The 20,984-nt window shown below is 60.3% G+C and carries 21 protein-coding genes; 8 read left to right on the forward strand and 13 right to left on the reverse strand.

What is annotated here, in order from left to right:
• Positions 1 to 88: 88 nt before the first annotated feature.
• Entirely contained in the window at positions 89 to 370 is a 282-nt protein-coding gene (locus BK659_RS24165) for a GNAT family N-acetyltransferase (protein ID WP_019692933.1), read from the reverse strand.
• A 634-nt stretch (positions 371 to 1,004) separates the two neighbouring features.
• Between BK659_RS24165 and oprI the strand changes: the two genes are divergently transcribed.
• A complete protein-coding gene (oprI, locus tag BK659_RS24170) occupies positions 1,005 to 1,256 on the forward strand; it encodes an outer membrane lipoprotei OprI (RefSeq protein ID WP_002553018.1) in 252 nt (83 codons plus the stop codon).
• A 123-nt stretch (positions 1,257 to 1,379) separates the two neighbouring features.
• Here oprI and BK659_RS24175 read toward each other — a convergent pair whose 3' ends face one another.
• From BK659_RS24175 to BK659_RS24185, 3 genes are all read right to left on the reverse strand, one after another.
• Positions 1,380 to 2,348: a L,D-transpeptidase family protein gene (locus tag BK659_RS24175; RefSeq protein WP_123427782.1), complete on the reverse strand. Its 969-nt coding sequence runs from the start codon at positions 2,346 to 2,348 to the stop codon at positions 1,380 to 1,382.
• Positions 2,349 to 2,480: 132 nt separating this feature from the next.
• Entirely contained in the window at positions 2,481 to 2,774 is a 294-nt protein-coding gene (locus tag BK659_RS24180; protein ID WP_027620143.1) for a hypothetical protein, read from the reverse strand.
• 58 nt (positions 2,775 to 2,832) lie between these two features.
• Positions 2,833 to 3,438, reverse strand: a complete 606-nt coding sequence (locus BK659_RS24185) for an arylesterase (protein WP_123427785.1) — start codon at positions 3,436 to 3,438, stop codon at positions 2,833 to 2,835.
• A gap of 10 nt (positions 3,439 to 3,448) precedes the next feature.
• Between BK659_RS24185 and BK659_RS24190 the strand changes: the two genes are divergently transcribed.
• Genes BK659_RS24190 through greB form a run of 3 tightly spaced genes read left to right on the forward strand, consistent with a single transcriptional unit; the run spans position 3,449 to position 7,171 of the window.
• Positions 3,449 to 4,135 (forward strand): ABC transporter ATP-binding protein, encoded by a 687-nt coding sequence (locus tag BK659_RS24190; RefSeq protein ID WP_123427787.1) that lies wholly within the window; start codon positions 3,449 to 3,451, stop codon positions 4,133 to 4,135.
• Positions 4,135 to 6,639: an ABC transporter permease gene (locus tag BK659_RS24195; RefSeq protein WP_123427789.1), complete on the forward strand. Its 2,505-nt coding sequence runs from the start codon at positions 4,135 to 4,137 to the stop codon at positions 6,637 to 6,639. Before BK659_RS24190 ends, BK659_RS24195 begins: the two co-directional genes overlap by 1 nt.
• 34 nt (positions 6,640 to 6,673) lie before the next feature.
• Positions 6,674 to 7,171, forward strand: coding sequence for a transcription elongation factor GreB (greB, locus tag BK659_RS24200; protein ID WP_019692939.1), 498 nt, complete (start codon positions 6,674 to 6,676; stop codon positions 7,169 to 7,171).
• Positions 7,172 to 7,185: 14 nt separating this feature from the next.
• Here greB and BK659_RS24205 read toward each other — a convergent pair whose 3' ends face one another.
• From BK659_RS24205 to BK659_RS24215, 3 genes are all read right to left on the reverse strand, one after another.
• Positions 7,186 to 7,494, reverse strand: coding sequence for a class I SAM-dependent methyltransferase (locus BK659_RS24205; protein ID WP_123427790.1), 309 nt, complete (start codon positions 7,492 to 7,494; stop codon positions 7,186 to 7,188).
• Between the two features lie 469 nt (positions 7,495 to 7,963).
• Complete coding sequence (locus tag BK659_RS24210; protein WP_123427792.1) at positions 7,964 to 8,398, reverse strand: DoxX family protein; 435 nt, start codon at positions 8,396 to 8,398, stop codon at positions 7,964 to 7,966.
• 107 nt (positions 8,399 to 8,505) lie between these two features.
• Positions 8,506 to 9,927: an MltF family protein gene (locus tag BK659_RS24215; RefSeq protein ID WP_123427794.1), complete on the reverse strand. Its 1,422-nt coding sequence runs from the start codon at positions 9,925 to 9,927 to the stop codon at positions 8,506 to 8,508.
• 233 nt (positions 9,928 to 10,160) lie between these two features.
• On the opposite strand from BK659_RS24215, the gene BK659_RS24220 reads away from it, so the two are divergent.
• The 3 genes from BK659_RS24220 (at position 10,161) to BK659_RS24230 (ending at position 13,253) form a co-directional block, all read left to right on the forward strand.
• On the forward strand, positions 10,161 to 10,970 hold the full coding sequence (locus tag BK659_RS24220; protein ID WP_123427796.1) for a TatD family hydrolase: 810 nt from the start codon (positions 10,161 to 10,163) through the stop codon (positions 10,968 to 10,970).
• 207 nt (positions 10,971 to 11,177) lie between these two features.
• A complete protein-coding gene (locus tag BK659_RS24225; protein WP_123427798.1) occupies positions 11,178 to 12,659 on the forward strand; it encodes a methyl-accepting chemotaxis protein in 1,482 nt (493 codons plus the stop codon).
• Between the two features lie 231 nt (positions 12,660 to 12,890).
• A complete protein-coding gene (locus BK659_RS24230; RefSeq protein ID WP_123427800.1) occupies positions 12,891 to 13,253 on the forward strand; it encodes an Mpo1-like protein in 363 nt (120 codons plus the stop codon).
• Positions 13,254 to 13,258: 5 nt separating this feature from the next.
• Here the strand turns inward: BK659_RS24230 and BK659_RS24235 are convergent, their stop codons facing one another.
• From BK659_RS24235 to BK659_RS24245, 3 genes are all read right to left on the reverse strand, one after another.
• Positions 13,259 to 14,056, reverse strand: coding sequence for an acyl-CoA thioesterase (locus BK659_RS24235; protein ID WP_123427801.1), 798 nt, complete (start codon positions 14,054 to 14,056; stop codon positions 13,259 to 13,261).
• A 265-nt stretch (positions 14,057 to 14,321) separates the two neighbouring features.
• Positions 14,322 to 15,089, reverse strand: a complete 768-nt coding sequence (locus tag BK659_RS24240; protein ID WP_123427803.1) for a CHAD domain-containing protein — start codon at positions 15,087 to 15,089, stop codon at positions 14,322 to 14,324.
• 96 nt (positions 15,090 to 15,185) lie between these two features.
• Positions 15,186 to 15,464, reverse strand: a complete 279-nt coding sequence (locus tag BK659_RS24245) for a hypothetical protein (RefSeq protein WP_123427805.1) — start codon at positions 15,462 to 15,464, stop codon at positions 15,186 to 15,188.
• 223 nt (positions 15,465 to 15,687) lie between these two features.
• Between BK659_RS24245 and BK659_RS24250 the strand changes: the two genes are divergently transcribed.
• A complete protein-coding gene (locus BK659_RS24250) occupies positions 15,688 to 16,728 on the forward strand; it encodes a patatin-like phospholipase family protein (protein WP_123427807.1) in 1,041 nt (346 codons plus the stop codon).
• A 152-nt stretch (positions 16,729 to 16,880) separates the two neighbouring features.
• On the opposite strand, the gene BK659_RS24255 is transcribed toward BK659_RS24250, so the two are convergent.
• From BK659_RS24255 to kdpC, 3 genes are all read right to left on the reverse strand, one after another.
• A complete protein-coding gene (locus BK659_RS24255; RefSeq protein WP_123427809.1) occupies positions 16,881 to 17,579 on the reverse strand; it encodes a response regulator in 699 nt (232 codons plus the stop codon).
• A gap of 48 nt (positions 17,580 to 17,627) precedes the next feature.
• Positions 17,628 to 20,279 (reverse strand): sensor histidine kinase, encoded by a 2,652-nt coding sequence (locus BK659_RS24260; RefSeq protein WP_123427811.1) that lies wholly within the window; start codon positions 20,277 to 20,279, stop codon positions 17,628 to 17,630.
• Between the two features lie 131 nt (positions 20,280 to 20,410).
• Entirely contained in the window at positions 20,411 to 20,956 is a 546-nt protein-coding gene (gene kdpC / locus BK659_RS24265) for a potassium-transporting ATPase subunit KdpC (RefSeq protein ID WP_123427813.1), read from the reverse strand.
• Between the last annotated feature and the right edge of the window lie 28 nt (positions 20,957 to 20,984).

Raw genomic sequence — 20,984 nt, forward strand, 5'->3', positions numbered from 1 at the left:
ATTTTCTAGGAAGCCCGGCGTGGACTCAAATGCTTAAGTGAACAGCATTACGGGCTTAGCCCGGCGTTTTTTTATTCGGTGACCCTGATCAGAGCTTCGCGGCGTGCCGTTGGTGGCGCTCCATGTAACGCTCCACGTAGGAACACGACGGAATAACTGTGTAGCCCATTTCCTCAGCGTACTGCAGCGCCTGCTCGGTCAATGCCGCAGCAATGCCGCGACCACGCAGCGCATTGGGCACGAAGGTACGATAGATATCCAGGGTCTGTTTCCCCAGATCCATATAGGTCAGGTAGGCACGATGACCGTCCACATTGGTCTCGAACTGATGACCAGCCTGGTCATGGTGGATGGACAACGCCTCGCTCATCACTACTCCTCGCGGGTCTTGAATTGACCCCTACCTTACCGATGTTTTCCCGGCGAAGGAACCTCTACGCCACCCCGTGCCAGCTTGGACACCGAGAAGAACTGCACCGATCTCGCGCAACCGGACACGTATCAAATAGTAGGCACCAAAGGCGGAAATGCTCAAGGCGCGCTCGTCATCACGTCGATTGCGGTGGTTCAGCGCAGGGCACGTAGCGGCGGCTCGACCAAACATCGCCCCTGGTCGATAGCCTGAACATTGCCGGATGTTGAGACTTAAGACGAGCACGGCTTGTTAAAGTCACCTCTACATGCGCAAAGAGGCGTGAGCCGCTCCGCAAATTCTGAACAAAAGTGTAGACGAATCGATATAGAGCGACTTTAGCTCTAGAGCGTGAAACAGCCCCAAGCGTCAGCCAGCTTTACAAGAGGATCGCTCAGGACGGGCTTCCCAGCCGCATACTTTCTATACAGTGCGATTAAAAGTTGCTCGAAAAAGATTCCGCGCCTACAATTTTTTTGCTTCTTGCGCTACGTCAGTTTACTTACTACAAGTAATGGGTAGTATGTACGCCGGCTATTTCCTCACTCTGAGGAGACAGCTACTTAATAGAAAGTCCTTGAAGGGGAACACGATGAATAACGTTCTGAAATTCTCTGCTCTGGCCCTGGCCGCAGTTCTGGCTACCGGTTGCAGCAGCGTATCGAAAGAAACCGAAGCACGTCTGACTGCTACTGAAGACGCAGCAGCTCGCTCCCAGGCTCGTGCAGACGAAGCCTATCGTAAAGCTGATGAAGCTCTGGCTGCTGCTCAAAAAGCACAACAGACTGCTGACGAAGCTAACGAGCGTGCTCTGCGCATGCTGGACAAAGCTAGCCGCAAGTAATAGTCCTTCGGGATTGTTATCAAGCCGACCCATTTTTGGGTCGGCTTTTTATTGCCCGGGCTTTGCTGAAGGCAATAAAAAACCCGCCGATGCTGCGAAGCCTCGGCGGGTTGTTTGAAGCGATTACTGCAGGTCGATCGGCGTGTTCGACGCCACGGGTACGGAGGTATTCGGCACGGCGATTTCCACCGGCAGACCATCTTCAGCGGCGACCACGTCGCGCACCACATCCCAGTTCATGCGCAGGTTGTTGGTGATGTCCTCACGCTTGAGCATCGCGTTGATCACCGCAGTGTGCTTGTCGACCACCGACGGGCTGCCGTTGTCATCCAGCGGCGTATGCGCTTCCAGGTAAACCTTGCCGCCACTCATGCCGAACTTGTACGGGTCGTTGAGGATCCGCACCGACGTTCCCACCGGCACCATGCCGGCCATTTCCAGCACGTTGTTGTTGAACATGCGGAAGCAGCCATGGCTGGTACGCATGCCGATGCCGAACTTCTTGTTCGAACCGTGAATCAGGTAGCCCGGAGTGCCCAACGTGAACTTGAACGGCCCCAGAGGGTTGTCTGGACCGGCTGGCACGACGTTTGGCAATGGATCGCCATCGGCGGCGTGTTCGGCCTTGATCGAAGCTGGAGGGGTCCAGGTCGGGTTCGGTGTTTTGGCAGTGATGCTGGTGTGAGCGATTGGCGAGCCCCAGCCTTCACGACCGATACCCAGCGGGAAGGTGTACACCACGTTCCGGCCTTTGGGGTAGTAGTAGAGGCGATACTCGGCCAGGTTGATCACGATGCCTTCACGCGGGCCAGGCGGCAGGATGAAGCGCGTTGGCAGTACGATTTCGGTGCCTGCACCTGGCAACCACGGATCGACACCCGGGTTGGCGGCGACCATTTCCAGGTAGCCCAGATCGTAGGTGGTGCCCAGATCGGCAAAGGTGTCTTCGTACTTGGCTTTGACTGTTTGCACCTGGCCGACGATATCTTCGCCCGGCGGCGGTAAAGGCAACTCCAACGCTGCAACGGGACCCGCCACACACAAGGCGGCAAGAGACAAGCAGCGGGTGACGGCAGGAAAACGCGGCAACATCCGGAACATCCTTCGTATGATCAACAGAGGGTTTGGGAGCGAGATTGTACACCGACGCCCCCGGATTCGGGGAGCCGGGTCGATGGATGCCCTGTAGGAGCTGCCGAAGGCTGCGATCTTTCGACCTTTAGATTAGAGCTCGAAGCGCAACTCAGGCCAGATCGGCGATGTACCGCGCTTCTGCGACTCGAGAATCGCCCGGCACAGCGAGCACAGTCGCTGGTCCTGGAACACCCTCCGGTCGACGCTTGACCAGCGCGGTTGCGCCGGCAGCAAGGTGCCGCACAAGGTACGGTCGGCCGAGCCGCCCAATTCCAGTTGACGCGTCACCAGATGCACCCGGACTTCCTGGCAGGCGAACAGATCCAGCTGTTCGTCAGGCTCGATCAGTTGGTAGGCGAACAGGGACCAGGCAGGACGCGGCATCGGGGGCTCCAAATCAGGGGGGCGCCACATTAGCCGAAAGACTGCCGCTAGAAAAGCGTCATAGCAGCGGTTTTAGCGTAGGCCAGACATTTTCCAGCAACTTGCCCTGGGCGGCGACGGCCGGGTGAATGCCATCGGCCTGCATCAGCTCGGGATTTCCGCCGATTCCCTGCAGAAAAAACGGCACCAGCGGGATTTTTTTCTCGTCGGCCAGATCGCTGTAAACCTTCGCAAACGCCTCGGTGTAGCGCACCCCATAATTGGGTGGCAGTTGCATACCCAGCAGCAGCACCTTGGCACCGCTGGCCCTGGCGTTGTCGATCATCGACGCAAGATTTTGTTGCAATTGCGTTGGGAGCAATCCACGCAGCCCGTCGTTGCCTCCCAGCTCGAGGATCACCAGCTCAGGCTTATGCTCTGCAAGCAGCGCCGGCAGGCGTGCCTGACCGCCTGCACTGGTATCGCCACTGATGGACGCGTTAACCACGGTCTCGGTGAAACCTTCGTGCTTGAGGCGCTGCTCAAGCAACGACACCCACCCTTGCCGGGTATCCAGGCCGAAAGCTGCGCTGATACTATCGCCAACGATCAGGACTGTACCCGCCGCTGCGTTCTGGGCCATGCACATCAAGGCCAGGCCAGCACTCAAAAACCACACACGCATCGGACTCTCCATGGGCGCAAGCATTCTCACTGCGCGGAACCTTAGCAAAGTGGTTCCCAGCGCGGAAGGTGAACTGACCATCCTGCACGAACTCAGCCTGGAACTGAACAAGGGCGACAGCCTGGCCATCGTCGGCAGTTCCGGTTCCGGCAAATCCACCCTGCTCGGTTTGCTGGCCGGGCTCGACCTGCCCAGCAGCGGCGAAGTCACCCTTGCCGGGCAAGCCCTGAGTCATCTGGATGAGGACCAGCGCGCGCGAATCCGCGCCGAACATGTCGGCTTTGTATTCCAGTCGTTCCAACTGCTCGACAGTCTTAACGCCCTGGAAAATGTCATGTTGCCGCTCGAACTGGACGGTCGCAAAGATGCCCGCGAACGCGCCACCGAATTGCTGCGCCGCGTTGGCCTGGGCCAGCGCCTGAGCCATTCACCCCGTCAGCTCTCTGGCGGCGAGCAGCAGCGCGTAGCCATCGCCCGGGCATTTGCCGCCGAACCCGATGTGCTGTTTGCCGATGAGCCCACCGGCAACCTCGACACGCACACCGGTGAGCACATCAGCGATTTGCTCTTCGAACTCAATAAGGAAAGCGGCACAACACTCGTCCTGGTTACCCACGACGAACGCCTGGCACACCGCTGCCACCGCTTGATCCGCCTTGAAGCCGGCCTGTTGGTCGTCGCCCCTCTGGAGCCTTGATGGCACGTTTGCCGCTGTTTCGCCTGTTCAGCCTCGCCATTCGCCAATTGCTGCGCGACGCCCGCGCCGGAGAGCTGCGGGTGTTGTTCTTCGCCCTGCTGGTGGCCGTGGCGGCGAGTACCGCCATCGGCTACTTCGGTGCTCGCCTGAACGGTGCCATGCTGCTGCGCGCCACCGAATTCCTCGGGGCTGACGTATTGCTGGAAGGCAGCTCGCCCGCCCGCCCGGAACAAATACAATCCGGCAAGGAACTCGGGCTGCAACACGCTCAAGTGGTGGAATTTTCCAGTGTCATTGCCACCGACAGCGGCATTCAGCTGTCGAGCATCAAAGCCGTCGATGGGGTCTATCCGCTGCGCGGCCAGCTTAAAAGCGCGCCCGCTCCGTTCGCCCCCGAAGTGACCGGAGGAAGTCCGAAACCGGGCGAAGCCTGGGCCGAGGCGCGCTTGCTGACGGCGCTGAACCTGAAGGTCGGTGACAGCATCGACGTCGGCATGAAAACCCTGCACCTGACGCGCGTACTGACCTATGAACCGGATCGCGCCGGCAATTTCTACAGCCTCACGCCCCGGGTGATGATCAATCTCGCCGACCTGACGGCCACCGGCGTAGTCCAGCCCGGCAGCCGGGTCAGTTACCACGAACTCTGGCGCGGCAGCGCGGAGGCCCTGGAAACCTATCGGCAACTGATCAAGCCGGGGCTGGCCGCCAACCAGCGGCTACAGGACGCCCGTGACGGCAACCGGCAAATCGGCGGTGCCCTGGGCAAAGCCGAACGCTACTTGAACATGGCCAGTCTGGTCGCCGTTCTACTGTCCGGCGTCGCCGTGGCGCTCTCGGCAACCCGTTTCGCCACCCGCCGCTTCGACGCCAGTGCGCTACTGCGCTGCCTCGGTTTGTCGCGCCAGGAAACCCTGCTGTTGTTCAGCGTGCAACTGACGGTGCTCGGCCTGCTGGCCAGCCTCAGCGGCGCCCTGCTCGGCTGGCTCGCGCAGCTGGGGTTGTTCGCTTTGCTCGGTGAATTGCTGCCCTCCGATGTACCGCCAGGAGGACTGCTGCCGGCAGTCGCCGGGATTGGCACCGGACTGGTCGCCCTCGCCGGATTCGCCCTGCCGCCACTGGCCGCACTGGGTCGCGTGCCACCGCTGCGGGTACTGCGCCGCGACATACTGCCGATCCCTTCAAGCACCTGGATGGTCTATGGCACCGCACTGGCAGCCTTGGGGCTGATCATGTGGCGCTTGAGCCTGGACCTGCTGCTGACCTTCGCCCTGCTCGGTGGCGGTGTCATCGCGGCACTGGTCCTCGGCGGCCTGTTGCTGCTGGTACTCAACAGCCTGCGGCGCCTGCTGGCCCGTGCGTCCTTGCCCTGGCGCCTGGGTCTGGGCCAATTGCTGCGTCACCCATTGGCGGCGGCGGGACAATCGCTGGCCTTCGGTTTGATTCTATTGTCGATGGCGCTGATCGCCCTGCTGCGCGGTGAGTTGCTGGACACCTGGCAGAACCAGCTGCCCAAAAACGCCCCCAACTACTTCGCACTGAATATTTTGCCCGCTGACAAACAGGCCTTCACCGATCGCCTGATTGAACTGTCGGCTCAATCCGCGCCGCTGTACCCGGTGGTGCCGGGGCGGCTGATCAGCATCAACGGCGAACCGGTTCAGGGCATCGTCAGCAAGGACACTGAAGGCGATCGGGCCATCCAGCGCGATCTGAGCCTGACCTGGGCTGCCGACCTGCCCGCGGGCAACAGCATCACGGCCGGCAGCTGGTGGTCGGCACAACCGACTGGTGACGTACCCGGCGTTTCGGTGGAAGGCAAAGTGGCCGAGAGCCTGAAACTCAAGCTCGGCGACCATCTGGTCTTCACCGTCGGCGGGATCAACCGCGAGGCGCAGGTCACCAGCCTGCGCAAGATCAACTGGGACAACTTCCAGCCGAACTTCTTCATGATCTTCCAGCCCGGCACCTTGAAAGACCTGCCAGCCACGTACCTGACCAGTTTTTACCTGGCGGCCGGTCACGACCAACAGATCATCGATCTGTCGCGAGCCTTCCCGGCGGTGACCATTCTGCAGGTCGAAGCTTTGCTCGCGCAGCTGCGCAGTATCCTTGAGCAAGTCACCCTGGCAGTCGAGTACGTGTTGTTGTTCGTGCTCGCGGCCGGCATGGCGGTACTGTTTTCCGGCTTGCAGGCGACGCTCGATGAGCGCATTCGCCAAGGTGCGCTGCTGCGTGCGCTGGGTGCCGAACGGCAGTTGTTGGTCAAGGCCCGGCGGATCGAGTTCGGCTTGCTCGGCGCGGTCAGCGGTTTGCTCGCCGCACTTGGCTCGGAGCTGGTGAGCCTGGTGCTTTACCGCTATGCGTTCGATCTGGCCTGGCATCCGCATCCGTGGCTGCTGTGGCTCCCGGTGATTGGTGCGTTGCTGATCGGCGGTGCAGGCGTGTTCGGCACTCGTCGGGCGCTGAATGCCAGCCCACTGACAGTCTTGCGCGAGGGTTGATAGACTCGACACTTCCTAACCAAAAGAAACTGCAATGAGCCGCTATCGCCCTCCTCGCACCGCCGGCACCGCCCTCATCACTCCCGAGGGCGAAGCACGGATGCGTGCCGAGTTCCATGAACTCTGGCATGTACGCCGCCCCCAGGTGACCCAATCGGTCAGCGAGGCTGCTGCGCAGGGCGACCGCTCCGAAAACGCCGAGTACACCTATGGCAAAAAGATGCTGCGCGAGATCGACAGCCGCGTGCGGTTTCTCACCAAACGGCTGGAAGCGCTCAAGGTGGTCAGCGAAAAACCCAGTGATCCGAACAAGGTCTATTTTGGGGCCTGGGTAACCATCGAAGATGAACACGGCAAAGAGTCGCGCTATCGCATCGTCGGCCCGGATGAGCTTGACCTCAAACTAGGCCTGATCAGCATCGACTCACCGTTGGCACGGGCCTTGATCGGCAAAGCGCTGGACGCCGAAGTCCGGGTCCAGACGCCTACCGGCGAGCAGTTCGTGTATATCGTCGCAATCGACTATCCCTGAACCTCGGCTGAGCCTCAGCGACGGGTAATCAACCCTTGACGAGCAACGCGCGTCAGTTGCTTGATCACTTCGGCCGCGTTTTCGGTGCTGGGCGACTGGATCACGGCCAGATCAAAACTGTCGCTGGCAAAACGCGCCAGCGATTCTCCGTCCTCGACAAACTGGATCAGGAACGCTGCCGGGCCGCCGGTACGACGTGGCCAGCCGTCCAGATAACGCAGCAGCGACGGCTGATGATTACCGCCAAGGAGGATTTTTGGATTGCGCTGGGTGAGGTGTGCCGTGATCGGCGCGGGACGTACTGGGGGGCGTAGTGCATTCATTGTGTCGTGTCTCTGCCTCAAAAGTCTGCATGGCAGGTGAGAGGCAACACCGAACCAGCGCTTTAGCGGTATTTCGAAGCCTGTTTCAAGCTTCTATCGGCAACTGAATGAGTCACCTGGCGCCCCGCAAGTAGCTGTTTAAATCGGCGCATGGCAAACATCCTAGAGAAGCCGACAGGACAGTGTCAAGAATCTCGCGCAACAAAAAAAAAAGGCCCGCACAATGCGGGTAATGCCAGTCAGTTAAGGGATTTCAGGCTAGACACATACCCCGTAGCAGCTGGCGAAGCCTGCGTTCGGCTGCGCAGCGGCCGTAAATCCTGCCGCCACGGTTAACCTGAAAAACGTGGAGTCTGATTTTACGACTGCTTCGCAGCCGAACGCAGGCTTCGCCAGCTGCTACGGATCGTGTAGCGCCTTAACTGACTGCATTACGCAAAATGCGGGCCTTTTCGTTGAGCCTGAACGGTCAGCCGGTGATGGCGCGGTCTGCCGACAGCTTGCCGGCGCCTTCGATCAATACGGCGATGCTACCGCCGAGCAAGGCCAGGGCGAACTCATAACCGTTGTTGGCCAGGAACAGACCGTTGTGAATGTGCACCGAGAAAATAGCGACCAGCGAGAGGAAGGTCAGCCCCAGCGCTGCCGGGCGTACCAGCAGGCCGATGATCAGCGCCAGACCTGCGAAGAACTCGGTACCACCCGCCAGGATCGCCATCAGGTGACCCGGCGCCAGGCCAATGCTTTCCATGTACTGCGCAGTACCGGCAATGCCGTAACCGCCGAACATGCCGAAGAGTTTCTGTGAGCCGTGGGCAGCGAAGATGACGCCGACGAAGATCCGCAGAACGGTCAAGCCGTAGCCAGCGCGGGTGGACAGTACCTTGTTGATCAGAGTGCTCATGCTGTGTCATCCATTGTGAGGGAGTGCGTATGGGTTGGTCGCTATATTAATCAGTAAACTTCATGTTAAAAGCGCAAAAAACCCACCATAACAATCAGCTTAGTCGATCATTTACGAGAGGCAACTTTCTGCCCCTGCGGCTCCAACGACTCCCGTTCCCGGTCATATGCCAAAAAGTATTTGTTCACACTATTAACATAGCTGACAGGACCCATTCCCACCTGCTCCATGGCAATGCGCTCGACCTGGAAAAACCACTGATTGGGGTTCAGGCCACGACGCTTGGCCTCGGCACGCATCCCCTGAACACGTTCCGGCCCGATGTTGTAGGCCGCCAGAACGAAAGCCATGCGTTCACGCTCATTAAGCTTGGGGCTGGCGAAAAACTTGCGACGGATCAACGCCAGGTACTTGGCCCCGGCCTGCACATTGCTGTCCACCGATTGAATGTTATTGACCCCGACACGCTGCGCCGCCGACGGGGTAATTTGCATCAACCCGGTCGGGCCACTGCCGCTGCGGGTGCCTGGCTCAAGCGCCGATTCCTTGAACGCCAGTGCCGCCAGATTCAACCAGTCCATGCCCTGCTCGCGGGCGTGCTTTTGCAGGACCGGGCGCAGCTTTTCCAGACGCTGACGGTCGGCCCGGGCCAGCGGGTAGTGAACCTGGTACAAGCGTCGGTAAATACGCAAGAAAGCCACATCCTGATCGGATGGGGTTTTATAGGCTTGCAGGAAGCGATCAATGCTCGCTCGCAACATCGATGCGTCGCGACGCACGAACCAGTACTCCTTGCCCGGCTCGCTGATGACCACCTGCCGGTCGAAGCGCAGCTTGGGCAGGATCTTGCCCCAACGCTCGGCGATCGGTTGCTCGACAATGGTCAGGTGAAAAATCCCGCCCTGCACCATCTCCAGCACATCTTCGACCGCCAGGCTCGGGTCGACCCACTCGACCTTGACCGGTGGCAGTTTGTGCAATGCGAGCTTCTGATTGATCTGGTTGATCGCTTCACCGGCTGCGCTACCGGTGGGCAGCGCCAGGGTTTTGCCGGAGAGTTGTTCGAGACGGGTGTAGCGGCGCTCGCCCTTGATTCCTACCAGCAATAACGGCACGTTACTGACAATCGGCTCGCTGGTACTGACGGCGTAAGCGGACTGCGCATCCAGCAACTCCCCCGGTGCTACCAGGTCACCCTCTCCGCGCTGTAACGCGCCGAGCAATTGATCCTTGGCTTTGGGAATGATCTTGAGGGAGATTTTCTGGCCGTCACGGGCATGGCCGTTGAGGTACTGCTCGAAGGCTCGCAGGCGATGGTATTCGACACCAATGGTCTGACCCTGGACCTCACCGGAGCTGTTGCGGCTCTGATTGACCAGCACCCGCAGCACGCGGCTGCCGCGAATTTCCGCCAGATCGCGGACCTTGCCCGACGGGACGGCTTCCACGGGACCCGCCAACCGCGCAACCGCCGGCATCGGCAGCAGCATCGACAAACACAGCACGAGCAAAACCTGGAGTCGCGTCATCCGTTCTCCGGAAAGAATACTGTCCAACGTCTCGATATTTCGAGCAGTGGGTCGACAGAAACAGAGCGCCTGGAGCGCTGGCATAGTGCGAAAGATTGCAGCCACGACAGCCAATGGGCTTGTCGAAGCTCTCTTCCGGCATCAAAAGACAGCTTTAACTCTTTGTAGTTCTTGATTTTTATTATAAATCTACAGCTCTGGTATGCTTTCCGGCCAAAGGCTAGGGTCACACCATGCAACTCATCGACATCGGCGTCAACCTGACCAACCCCAGTTTCGCTGACAAACACCAGGCGGTACTTGACCGTGCCTATGCCGCTGGCGTCTGCCAATTGGTGTTGACCGGTACCAGTGTCGAGGGCAGCGAACAGGCCCTGGAACTGTGCCAGCAACTGGACGAAACCGGGCAGCGATTGTTCTCCACCGCCGGTATTCACCCGCATTCAGCCAGTGACTGGAATGCCGATAGCGCTCAGCGCTTGCGCAGTTTGCTTAAAGAACCCAACGTGCGTGCGGTCGGCGAATGCGGACTGGATTTCAATCGCGATTTCTCGCCCCGTCCGCAACAGGAAAAGGTGCTCGAAGAGCATTTGGCAATGGCGGTCGAGTTGCAACTGCCGGTGTTCCTCCATGAGCGCGACGCCAGCCAGCGCCTGCTGGAAATCCTGCGTGACTTCCGCGACCAGTTGCCGGCCGCCGTGGTGCATTGCTTCACGGGTGAGCAGCGGGCGCTGTTCAGCTACCTGGACCTCGACCTGCATATTGGCATCACGGGCTGGATCTGTGACGAACGCCGCGGCACTCACTTGCACCCGCTGGTCCGCGAGATCCCGCGTGGGCGCTTGATGCTCGAAAGCGACGCCCCCTATCTGTTACCCCGCAGCCTGCGGCCCAAGCCAAAGAACGGGCGCAATGAACCGGCGTATCTGACCGAAGTGCTGCGTGAAGTGGCGTTACATCGCGGCGAAAGCCTGGAAGACGTAGCGGCTCACAGCACCGCGTGTGCGCGAGCGTTTTTCGGGTTGCCGTCGATCACCCGATAAACACAGATCCCTTGTGGGAGCGAGCTTGCTCGCGATTGCGATCTGACAGTCAGCGCTGCGCTGAATGCTCCACAGTCATCGCGAGCAAGCTCGCTCCCACATTGAAGTGGCGGGGGCTTATTGATCCACATCAAAAGTTCCTTCGCTGAATAGCGGCACAATGCTGGCACCTTGCCAAAACTGTTTCCGCTATCAGAGAAGACCTCCATGGGTGCCTGGCTTAGCAACATTTCGCTGAAATACAAATTCTGGGCGGTCAACGCGGTCGCCTTCGTCACCACCCTGCTGCTGGTGCTGTATGCCGTGCAACTGGAGCAACAAGCGCGCAGCCAGGCTTCACAGCAGTCGGCCGTCGCTCAAGCGCGGCTGATCAGCAACTGGCCGGTCGGCCAGACCTTGCCTGAAGCCGGGCATTTTCTGAGCTTCAGCAAAGGCCAGACACCCACTCTGAACCAACAGCCACTGCCCGAATTGCGCGATGCCAATGGCTGGGTCGAAATCAATGACATGCCGCTGTTGGGTGAGAACCCGTTGATGGGTGCCGAGGTGCTATCGCGTGCCAACGGCGAGCAGATTGCCGTTCTGGCCTATGGCCCGAGCCTGAGCCAGGTGTTCGGCGAACGATTCGCCAACTACGCGGCAGCCGTATTCATCCTGATGCTGGCGATGCTCGGCGCCTCGCAACTGTTGATTCGTTTTCTGCTCGCCCAGCTCAACACCCTCAAGGATGTGATGCTCCACGTCGAAAAAACCGGCGACCTGTCCGCTCGCGTGCCGCTGTCTTGCACCGATGAGGTTGGCCAGATGGCCAGCGCGTTCAATGCCATGCAGGCAGGCTACCAGCGCGTGGTCAACACCGTGGCCAATACTGCCCGCCAACTGGACGTCGGCGCGGCGCGTCTGGCCGCCAGCATGAACGACGTACGCCACGGCATGCTCGGTCAGCAAAGCGAAACCGATCAGGCCGCCACGGCGATCAATGAGATGTCGGCAACGGTCTATCACATCGCTCAACATGCCGGCGCCACTCGCGACCTCTCGCAAACCGCCGACACCCTCGCCGGCAGTGGTCAGGAAGTCGTTAGCCGGGTACAAAAGTCCATCGCCGGGCTTTCCACCGGGGTGCAGCACACCGCCGAGATGATTCAGCGTCTTGCCGAAGACAGCCAGAAAATCAACGGCGTAGTCAGCGTGATTCACAGCATCGCCGAGCAAACCAACCTGCTGGCCCTGAACGCCGCCATCGAAGCCGCGCGCGCCGGGGCAATGGGCCGAGGCTTTGCGGTGGTCGCCGATGAAGTGCGCAATCTGGCCAAGCGTGTGCAGACCTCCACTGACGAAATCACCAGCATGATCTCGGCGCTGCAAGCCGGTACACGGGATGCGGTGGACTTTATGCAGGAAAGTTCGTTCAAGGCCGACGACTGCGTGCAACAGGCTCAAGAAGCTGGCGCTGCGCTGGCAGAAATCACCGGTGCGGTGGCGCAGATGCGTGAAAGCAATACACAGATTGCCGTGGCGGCGCAGCAGCAGAGCCAGGTCGCAGAAGAGATGAACCGTGCGGTGGTGAGCATCCGTGACGTCACCGTGAACACTGTGCAGCAAACGGTGGATTCGGCCACCACCAGCAATCAACTGGCGACGCTGGCCGGTGAGTTGAGCAAGGCGATCGGGCAGTTGAAGCTTTGAGGGCCCCATCGCGAGCAAGCTCGCTCCCACAGGTGATCTTCAGTGCCTCTATAACTTGGGCCCGACACAGACCCAATGTGGGAGCGAGCTTGCTCGCGATGGCGCCAGGTCAGTCAACACCAATATTGACCATGCCCCCCTATCACTTCGATAGCCAACCTTGATTCGCCGCCTGCAATTGCCCCACCTATCCTTCAATCATGTGTTCAACATGGATCGAGGATTACCAACATGGGCAAACGTCACCCCAACCTTCCCGCCTGGCAATGGCGCGCCTACCCGCAAAACCACCAGCACCCGACCAATCTGGTGTTGCACCTGATTGCCGTGCCGCTGTTTATCGTGGCCTTTCTGTTGATCGTTTCCGGGGTGTTCAGCCTGAGTTTTCTGAACGTGGCCATCGGCGTCGTGGGCTTACTCGCCGCGCTCGCTTTGCAACGCCACGGTCACAGCCTGGAGGCGCAAGCTTCCGAGCCGTTCAGTGATCGCAAAGATGCCGTGTCGCGCTTGCTGGTCGAGCAATTCCTGACGTTCCCGCGCTTTTTCCTCAGCGGCGGCTGGTGGCGCGCCTGGCGCAAACGCCATCACCGCTAAAGGTCTTACGCGAAAATAGTCACTGTCTGCCGGCTCAGCGCAATCAACTGCCCTTCAGCGCTCCACAGCGCTGCAGCGGCGTGGCCGTATCCATCACGGGCATGTTCGATTTCCACGAGATATTTGCACCAGTCCAGCGTGCTCAACGCCTGCAACGGCTGAACGAATTCGATGGTCCAGGTCAGGGTGCTGCCCGCCGCCGGTTTCTTCAGGTGCGGCAACAACGCCGGCGGCCAGGCATCCACCAGCGCCAGAATGTGCGCCTCAGTGACCGGCTGTTCCTTGACGTCGCCACGCAAACGCACCCAACCGCCCATTTCCCGGGATTTATTACCGGTGAAGGGCAATCCGCCGACACTCCAGCGCATCGCCAGATGGCGCATGAACTCGGGGGTCACGCCTTTGATGTAAGGCAGTTCCTGGCAGTCATCCCAGTGCTTCATCTCGGGTGCCGGCTCGGCCACCACCTCGACCTCAGAAGGACGGGAAGCGCCAAAGCTGCCCTGAACGAGGGTCACCACCTGGCCATTCTGCACGGCTCGCCCCAGCACCTGGCTGACCGCTTTGCCTTCGCGCAACACATCCACTTCAAAACTGATCGGTACACCGGGTTCGGCCGGGCCGACAAAGGTGATCGCCAACGAACGCACCGGGCGATCCGCCGGGACTTTCGCGCGCATGGCTTCGTACTGCAAAGCGGCGACCAGACCGCCAAAACTGGCGCGGCCCTGGGCCCACTCCGCCGGAATAGACAGCTCATGCGGCGAACTGCGCACGGCGTCGAGCAAATCGGAAAAGCGCATGAAAACCTCAAGGCAGGGAAAGGATTGAAGGATGTTAACCAGCCAGCGGCGCCTGTACAGCGCCTATTCCGGCCAAAGAGGCTGACAGATAGGCCGCCTCCCGCGACAAATATCGATCCGTAGCAGCTGCCGCAGGCTGCGTTCGGCTGCGCAGCAGTCGTAAATTCGGTTATCGCGGTGTAACTGTTAAACCGCATTCAACCGGATTGCGACTGCTGCGCAGCCGAACGCAGGCTTCGCCAGCTGCTACGAAAAGCAATCCGCATCAAGGTTTGAAACAAGCAGAGCTGAGCTTGTCGAGAACGCGATCGGCGCGGCCTTCAGCCTTGGCCATGGTCACCCGCCAGACTGCCATGCAAGGCAGCAAATCGGGCTCATGCTCGGCACGGGCCAACCATTGCCAGCAATCGTGCCAGTCACCGAGCGCTTCTTGTGCCGACTTGAGGCGTGGCATGGCCGCTGCGGGCAGGCGATCCAGTTCGGGGTAGGCTTCAATCGCATAGCGCACGCGCTTGATCAGCAGACGCAGGCGATGGCGGTCATGTGCAGGATCGTGCAGTGTTACATCCAGCGCGTTCCATTGCTTGGCCAGGCGCTTTTCGATGCGTGCACGCAAGCCTTTGAGCAAGTCTTGACGCTGGGAGGCACGCAGAAAGCGCGGAAAAGCGTCGAGTATCATCAACAGCTGCGCCAGTTCCGGGCTACCGGCCACGGCCGGATAGGCTTGGGCCATCTGCACCATTCGACGCTTGGCCGCGTCCGCTTGACCGTGCGCCAGCAAGTACGCCGCCAAAACCTCACGGTCGCGCAACGGCGTCGTCAGGTTTCCGACGCCCGCCGCTGCCGCTTCGAGTTGCTCGACACCCGGCAAACCACGCAATGGCCGCAACAGGCTGCGCAGACGGCGAACCGTCGTGCGCAAGTCATGCAACGCTTCTGCGTCGGTGCTGGCGTTCAGGCGCGCCTGACAGGCCAGCAAACGCACTTCCAGCCCCAACACCTGAGCTACCAACCGGTCGACCAACACAGACATCGCTTTCTCCAACGTGACGAGCAACATTAGATAGCAAACTTTAGCCTATGCTGGCCATGAAACCGGGAACCGGCATTGCGCTACGTCAGTGCTGGTTCAACGCCCCGCGCGGGATTCGCGAATATAGAAACGTGCCTTCTCGGCTTTTTTGGAGCAGCCCTCGTAGGCTTCGAACTGCTGCTGGGTCTTGGCCCCGGTCAGTAGCGACAGCGCCTTGGAGTAACTCACGGTGCCGGCAAAGCCTTCAGCCTTGGCGATGTCCAGCTCATGCCAGGCGGCGTCCAGTTGACTACCGCAACTGTCGCGGTAAGCGGTTTTACCCGCGCAACCGGCTAGTACTAACACGATCAATGGCAGACAGATCCAGGCTTTCATCAATAACTCCTCAGGGTATAAAAACAATCATGCAGGTAAGACGGCCAACACCACAAAAAGTGCCTTGGCCCAGCCATGGAAACTATAGCGCCCGCAAGAATACCCATGTGCCGCCATTGAGTATTGAAAAAGCGACGCTGACGACCCGACTCTGAGTCAGCATGATTGAAGCACGGCCCTGATTGGGCGCATTGTTGAAGCCTGTTTGATGAAGGGGCGAGTCATGAAAAAGCGTGTCGCGTTGGTGCTGGGCTCAGGCGGAGCCCGGGGCTATGCCCATATCGGGGTTATCGAAGAAATCGAACGGCGCGGTTATGACATCGCCTGTATCGCCGGTTGCTCCATGGGTGCCGTGGTCGGTGGCATCTACGCCGCCGGCAAACTCAACGACTACCGCGACTGGATCGAGAGCCTGGACTACCTTGATGTACTACGCTTGGTGGACGTGAGCTTTCGTCTCGGGGCGATACGCGGCGAGAAAGTTTTCGGGCAGATCCGCAAGATCGTTGGCGAGATCAACATCGAAGACCTGCGAATTCCCTACACAGCCGTGGCCACCGACCTGACCAACCAGCAGGAAATCTGGTTCCAGGAAGGTTGCCTGCACCAGGCGATGCGCGCCTCGGCGGCGATTCCCAGCCTGTTCACCCCTGTAATGCAAGGCAATCGCATGCTGGTCGACGGCGGCTTGCTCAACCCTTTGCCGATCGTCCCGGTGGTATCGAGCCATTGCGACCTGATTATTGCGGTCAACCTCAACTCGACTAACCAAAAGCATTATCAGATGCCGGTGATCCAGCGCCCCGCGGCGTTCAAGAGCCGTTTTAACAGCTTGATCAACTCCCTCGGTTCACGCCTGCCGTTCCGCCGCAAACAGGCCGAACAATTGCTGCTTCTGGAACAGGAAGCGCTGCTGCGCAGTGAAGCCGCCGAAATCAACCCTTGGCTCGAATCCGCCAACCCCGAAGCGCAGCAACCCGCCGCTGCGCCGGAAACCGACGGCACGCCAAAATCCGCCACTGGCTCATTCATCATCGACAACGTTGGCCCGGCCTCGTTGCTGGACTTGATCAACCAGAGTTTCGAGGTGATGCAAACGTCATTGGCGCAGTACAAGATCGCCGGTTATCCACCGGACATCGTGATCAACGTGCCGAAACGGGTTTGCCGGTTTTTCGAGTTCTACAAGGCGCCGGAACTGATCGCGCTGGGACGGGAGATTGCCCGGGATACGCTGGATCGGTATGAGAATGAGCGCGATTGAGGATCTGGAGATTCTCGAGTGACTGTCCGGGCCTCTTCGCGAGCAAGCTCGCTCCCACATTGGTTCGGTGCTGAACATAAATTGTGTGAACACTGAAGATTCACTGTGGGAGCGAGCTTGCTCGCGAAGGCGCCGGATCAATCAATACAGAACTAAAATCTGCCTTCATTCAACAACCGATACCCCACCCCCGCCTCGGTCAGGATAAACCTCGGCCGGGTCGGATCGTCCGCCAGTTTCTGGCGCAGATGCCCGACCACAATCCGCAGGTAATGGCTGTCTTCGGTGTGGGTTGGACCCCAGATGTCCTTGAGCAGTTGCTGTTGGGTGATGACCCGCCCGGCGTGGCGCGCCAGTTGCGCCAGTACCGAGTACTCCTTGCGGGTCAGTGCCACTTCGGCACCGTCCAGCAACACCCGTCGGTACGCCAGATCGACCGTCAACGGGCCGAACTTGAGCGCCGCTTCCGGGGCTTCACCTGCCGGAGCCTGCCGCAACAAGGCGCGGATCCGTGCCAGAAACTCCTGAATGCCGAACGGCTTGGTCACGTAGTCGTTGGCGCCACCATCGAGCGCTTCGACTTTCTGCCCTTCACTGGCGCGCACCGACAGCACCAGTACCGGCACCGTCGACCATTCACGGAATTCGCGCAGCACCTGCTGGCCGTCCATGTCGGGCAGGCCGAGGTCAAGCACCAACAAGTCCGGCTTGTTCAGCGCGGCCTGGGCCAGGCCTTCAGTGCCGGTGCCGGCTTCAAGCACTTTGTAGCCTTGGGAGGCCAGGCTGATGCGCAGGAATTTGCGGATCTGCGGTTCATCGTCGATGACCAAAATGGTCGCGGTCTGGCTCATGGTTTCAAATCAGGCAAAAGAGGTGGCAAAAGAGTAGCGCAGGCAACGTCAGGCTTCACTTTCAAACCCCGGCTGTTCCTGCAATGGCAAGTGGATGGTGATGCAGGTGCCGCACCCTTCGATGCCATCAGCGACGCTGATCCGACCGCCATGGGCGCCGACCATGCCCTGACAGATCGCCAGACCCAGCCCGGTGCCCTGCCCGCCCCGATCACCACGGGCGGCGGTGTAGAACATGTCGAAGATCTTCGCCCGTTCGTCCTCGGGAATGCCCGGGCCCTCGTCGCTCACGGAAAAAAACAGCTCGCTGTCAGTGGCTCCGGCGCTCAGTTGCAAACGGCCATGGGCCGGCGAAAAGCGTGCGGCGTTTTCCAGCACATTCACCAGCGCCTGCTCGATCAACGCCGCGTGTACATACAGCAATGGCAACTCGCCCGGCACATCGACGCTCACCTGCAACGGCGCCAGCACTGCGCGCAAACGGTTGAGCGAACTGCCGACGATATCCGCCGGCGACACCCAGTCCCGCGCCAGCTTCAACGCACCATGGCCCAGGCGCGTCATGTCCAGCAGGTTCTGGATGTAGCGATCGAGCCGTTCAGCTTCATCACGGGTGCCTTCAAGCAACTCACGACGATCCTCCAGCGGGATCGCCTCACCCAACGCCAGCAAGCTGTCGATACTGCCGCGCATGGACGTCAATGGTGTACGCAAATCGTGGGACACCGAGGCCAGCAAAGCGCTGCGCAGCTGTTCGGTTTCACCGTGCAAACGCGCCGCCTCAAGGTCATCGGCCAACTGCGCACGGGCCAGCGCTTGAGCCAGTGGCTGACTCAACGCCGTCAACAATCGCCGACGCTGACCACTGAGCTGCTGACCCTCTTTCGGGCAAACGCCGAGCAAGCCCAGCGGCCCGTCTTCGACCGACAACGGCCACCACCACCAACGACCGAACGGTAAGGTGCCGGTGCCCATGCCGGCCGGCTGATCGTGCTGCCAGGCCCAGTCGGCGGCAGCGCGCTCGGCTTCGGAAAACTGCAACGGGCCACCGGTTTCGACCTTCCAGCCGCCCTGCCCGTCACGGTTGACCAGACACAACTGCAGATCGTTCCAGCCGACCAGGTGCTGCGCCGCCGCGCTGATCACTGCCTGCCGGTCGGTGGCGGCGGTGAGTTTGCGCGACAGGTCAAGCAGTTCGCTGGTTTCTTCCTGAGTGTCGCGCAAGGCTTCCAACTGTCGCCGCTGACGCGCAGCGAGGTTACCGGTGAGCGCTGCCATCAACAGGAAAAACAGCAGCGTCAGCACGTCTTCTTCACGCTGAATTGCAAAAGAAAAGGTCGGCGGAATGAACAGAAAATCGTAAGTCAGGAACGACAACGCGGCACACGCCAATGCCGGCCCCAGGCTGCTGCGTACCGCCACCAGCAACACCGCCGCGAGAAACACCAGCGAGATGTTCGGCAGCGGCAAGACACTCGACACCGCCCAGGCCAGACCGCTGGCCAATATCGTCGCCAACAGCGCCAGCACATAGTCGAACCAGACCAACGAATGCGCCAAACGCTGACGGGGTTGATGCTGTTGTTCATCGCTGTCGAGGACGTTGATTTCCAGTCCCCGGGCATTGCGCAACAAGCGTGAGGCCAACCCGCCACCGAACAGTCGACGACGCAAACGCTGACGCGACTGCCCAACCAGCACCAGACTGGCACGGCGTTCGGCGGCGTGTTGAATCAGGGTTTTCGCGACCTCGCCAGCACGCAGCAATACCACCTCGCCACCCAGCCGTTCAGCCAGTTGCTGGGCACTTTGCAGACGCAAACGCGATTGCTCGTCGCGCACACTGCCGTTGTCCACATGCACCAGACTCCACGGCAAATGCCGACGTTGCGCGACCCGACTGGCGTGACGCACCAGACGCTCGGCCTGGGCGTCGCCATCGACCCCCACCAGCAAGCGACCGCGCACGGCCGGCGCCGCCTGGCCCAGCTGTCGATAACCACGACTGAGATCATCATCGACCTGCGCGGCCGCGGTTTGCATCGCCAGTTCGCGCAGTGCCGTGAGGTTGGTTTGGGTAAAGAACGCATCGATCGCTGCCCGCGCCTGCTCGGGCACATAGACCTTGCCGTCACGCAGTCGCTCGAGCAGCTCGCGCGGCGGCAGGTCGATCAGCAGCAGTTCGTAGGCTTCTTGCAGCACCCAGTCGGGCAGGGTTTCGCGCACCTGAACGCCAGTGATCCCGCGCACCTGATCGTTAAGACTTTCCAGGTGCTGGACGTTGACCGTGGTAAACACGTCGATACCCGCCGCCAACAACTCCTGAATATCCTGCCAGCGCTTGGCATGGCGGCTGCCCGGCGCATTGCTGTGGGCCAATTCATCGACCAGCACCAGTTTCGGCTTGGCCTTGAGCAGGCCATCGAGGTCCATTTCCTCGAGCATCACGCCACGGTATTCCGAGCGCACCAATGGCTGCTGCGGCAAACCGCCAAGCAGTGCTTCGGTTTCCGCCCGACCGTGGGTTTCCACCACCCCGGCGATGATTTTCACGCCCTGGCGCAGCTGGGTGTGGGCGGCTTGCAGCATGGCGTAGGTCTTGCCAACTCCGGGGGCGGCACCGAGAAAAACCTTGAGCCGGCCACGACCATCGCGGGGTAAATCAGCTAACAGTGCGTCGGCTCGGCCGGAGTCGCTCATGCTTGAAAGTCTCAGTTTGTCTGTTGTTCAGGTGGTGATTGCAAAACCGTCATCGCGAGCAAGCTCGCTCCCACAAGGACGGTGATGAACCTGTGGGAGCGAGCTTGCTCGCGATTGGCGGCAGCACGGTCTTACAGTTTTTCCAGCGCGATGTTCAGTTCCAGCACATTCACCACCGGCGGTCCTACCAGCGGCTGCTCGATGTGCGCTTCCATCAACTGCTCGACCGTCGATATTGGCAGGTTGCGTGCTGCGGCAACCCGCGCCAGTTGATAGGCAATTGCCGCCGGTGGCAAGTGTGGATCGAGGCCGCTGGCAGAAGTGGTCAGCAACGCCAAGGGCACTGGCCCCTGGCCTGGCACCAACAGTTTGTTGGCGTCGTCGATCACCCGGGTCGCGAGTGCCGGATTACTCGGAGCCAGGTTGCTCGCACTGCTCGAAACAGTAGCAAACGCGCCGGCCGATGGCCGTGGATGGAACCATGCATCACCGACAAAATCCTGGGCGATCAGGGACGAGCCGCGCACCTTGCCATCGGTGTCACGCACCAGGCTGCCATTGGCCTGATCGGGGAACGCAAGCTGGGCGACACCAGTTACCACCAGGGGATAAGCGACGCCGGTGATCAGGGTCATCAGAACAAGCAGACTCAAGGCCGGACGGATCATAGTGGACATTTCAAAACCCTCAGATTCGAATAACAAA

This window comes from Pseudomonas brassicacearum (assembly GCF_003732225.1).
Lineage (GTDB): Bacteria > Pseudomonadota > Gammaproteobacteria > Pseudomonadales > Pseudomonadaceae > Aquipseudomonas > Aquipseudomonas brassicacearum_E.

What these genes read in the sequence shown, in the direction of transcription:
- BK659_RS24220 (WP_123427796.1), top strand. Translation starts at nt 10,161, where the DNA reads ATGCAACTCATCGACATCGGCGTCAACCTGACCAACCCCAGTTTCGCT.
- greB (WP_019692939.1), top strand. Translation starts at nt 6,674, where the DNA reads ATGAGCCGCTATCGCCCTCCTCGCACCGCCGGCACCGCCCTCATCACT.
- BK659_RS24175 (WP_123427782.1), bottom strand. Translation starts at nt 2,348, where the DNA reads ATGTTGCCGCGTTTTCCTGCCGTCACCCGCTGCTTGTCTCTTGCCGCC.
- BK659_RS24195 (WP_123427789.1), top strand. Translation starts at nt 4,135, where the DNA reads ATGGCACGTTTGCCGCTGTTTCGCCTGTTCAGCCTCGCCATTCGCCAA.
- BK659_RS24260 (WP_123427811.1), bottom strand. Translation starts at nt 20,279, where the DNA reads ATGAGCGACTCCGGCCGAGCCGACGCACTGTTAGCTGATTTACCCCGC.
- BK659_RS24230 (WP_123427800.1), top strand. Translation starts at nt 12,891, where the DNA reads ATGGGCAAACGTCACCCCAACCTTCCCGCCTGGCAATGGCGCGCCTAC.
- BK659_RS24255 (WP_123427809.1), bottom strand. Translation starts at nt 17,579, where the DNA reads ATGAGCCAGACCGCGACCATTTTGGTCATCGACGATGAACCGCAGATC.
- BK659_RS24240 (WP_123427803.1), bottom strand. Translation starts at nt 15,089, where the DNA reads ATGTCTGTGTTGGTCGACCGGTTGGTAGCTCAGGTGTTGGGGCTGGAA.
- BK659_RS24225 (WP_123427798.1), top strand. Translation starts at nt 11,178, where the DNA reads ATGGGTGCCTGGCTTAGCAACATTTCGCTGAAATACAAATTCTGGGCG.
- BK659_RS24245 (WP_123427805.1), bottom strand. Translation starts at nt 15,464, where the DNA reads ATGAAAGCCTGGATCTGTCTGCCATTGATCGTGTTAGTACTAGCCGGT.
- BK659_RS24215 (WP_123427794.1), bottom strand. Translation starts at nt 9,927, where the DNA reads ATGACGCGACTCCAGGTTTTGCTCGTGCTGTGTTTGTCGATGCTGCTG.
- BK659_RS24165 (WP_019692933.1), bottom strand. Translation starts at nt 370, where the DNA reads ATGAGCGAGGCGTTGTCCATCCACCATGACCAGGCTGGTCATCAGTTC.
- BK659_RS24210 (WP_123427792.1), bottom strand. Translation starts at nt 8,398, where the DNA reads ATGAGCACTCTGATCAACAAGGTACTGTCCACCCGCGCTGGCTACGGC.
- BK659_RS24250 (WP_123427807.1), top strand. Translation starts at nt 15,688, where the DNA reads ATGAAAAAGCGTGTCGCGTTGGTGCTGGGCTCAGGCGGAGCCCGGGGC.
- BK659_RS24180 (WP_027620143.1), bottom strand. Translation starts at nt 2,774, where the DNA reads ATGCCGCGTCCTGCCTGGTCCCTGTTCGCCTACCAACTGATCGAGCCT.
- BK659_RS24205 (WP_123427790.1), bottom strand. Translation starts at nt 7,494, where the DNA reads ATGAATGCACTACGCCCCCCAGTACGTCCCGCGCCGATCACGGCACAC.
- kdpC (WP_123427813.1), bottom strand. Translation starts at nt 20,956, where the DNA reads ATGTCCACTATGATCCGTCCGGCCTTGAGTCTGCTTGTTCTGATGACC.
- BK659_RS24185 (WP_123427785.1), bottom strand. Translation starts at nt 3,438, where the DNA reads ATGCGTGTGTGGTTTTTGAGTGCTGGCCTGGCCTTGATGTGCATGGCC.
- BK659_RS24190 (WP_123427787.1), top strand. Translation starts at nt 3,449, where the DNA reads ATGGGCGCAAGCATTCTCACTGCGCGGAACCTTAGCAAAGTGGTTCCC.
- BK659_RS24235 (WP_123427801.1), bottom strand. Translation starts at nt 14,056, where the DNA reads ATGCGCTTTTCCGATTTGCTCGACGCCGTGCGCAGTTCGCCGCATGAG.
- oprI (WP_002553018.1), top strand. Translation starts at nt 1,005, where the DNA reads ATGAATAACGTTCTGAAATTCTCTGCTCTGGCCCTGGCCGCAGTTCTG.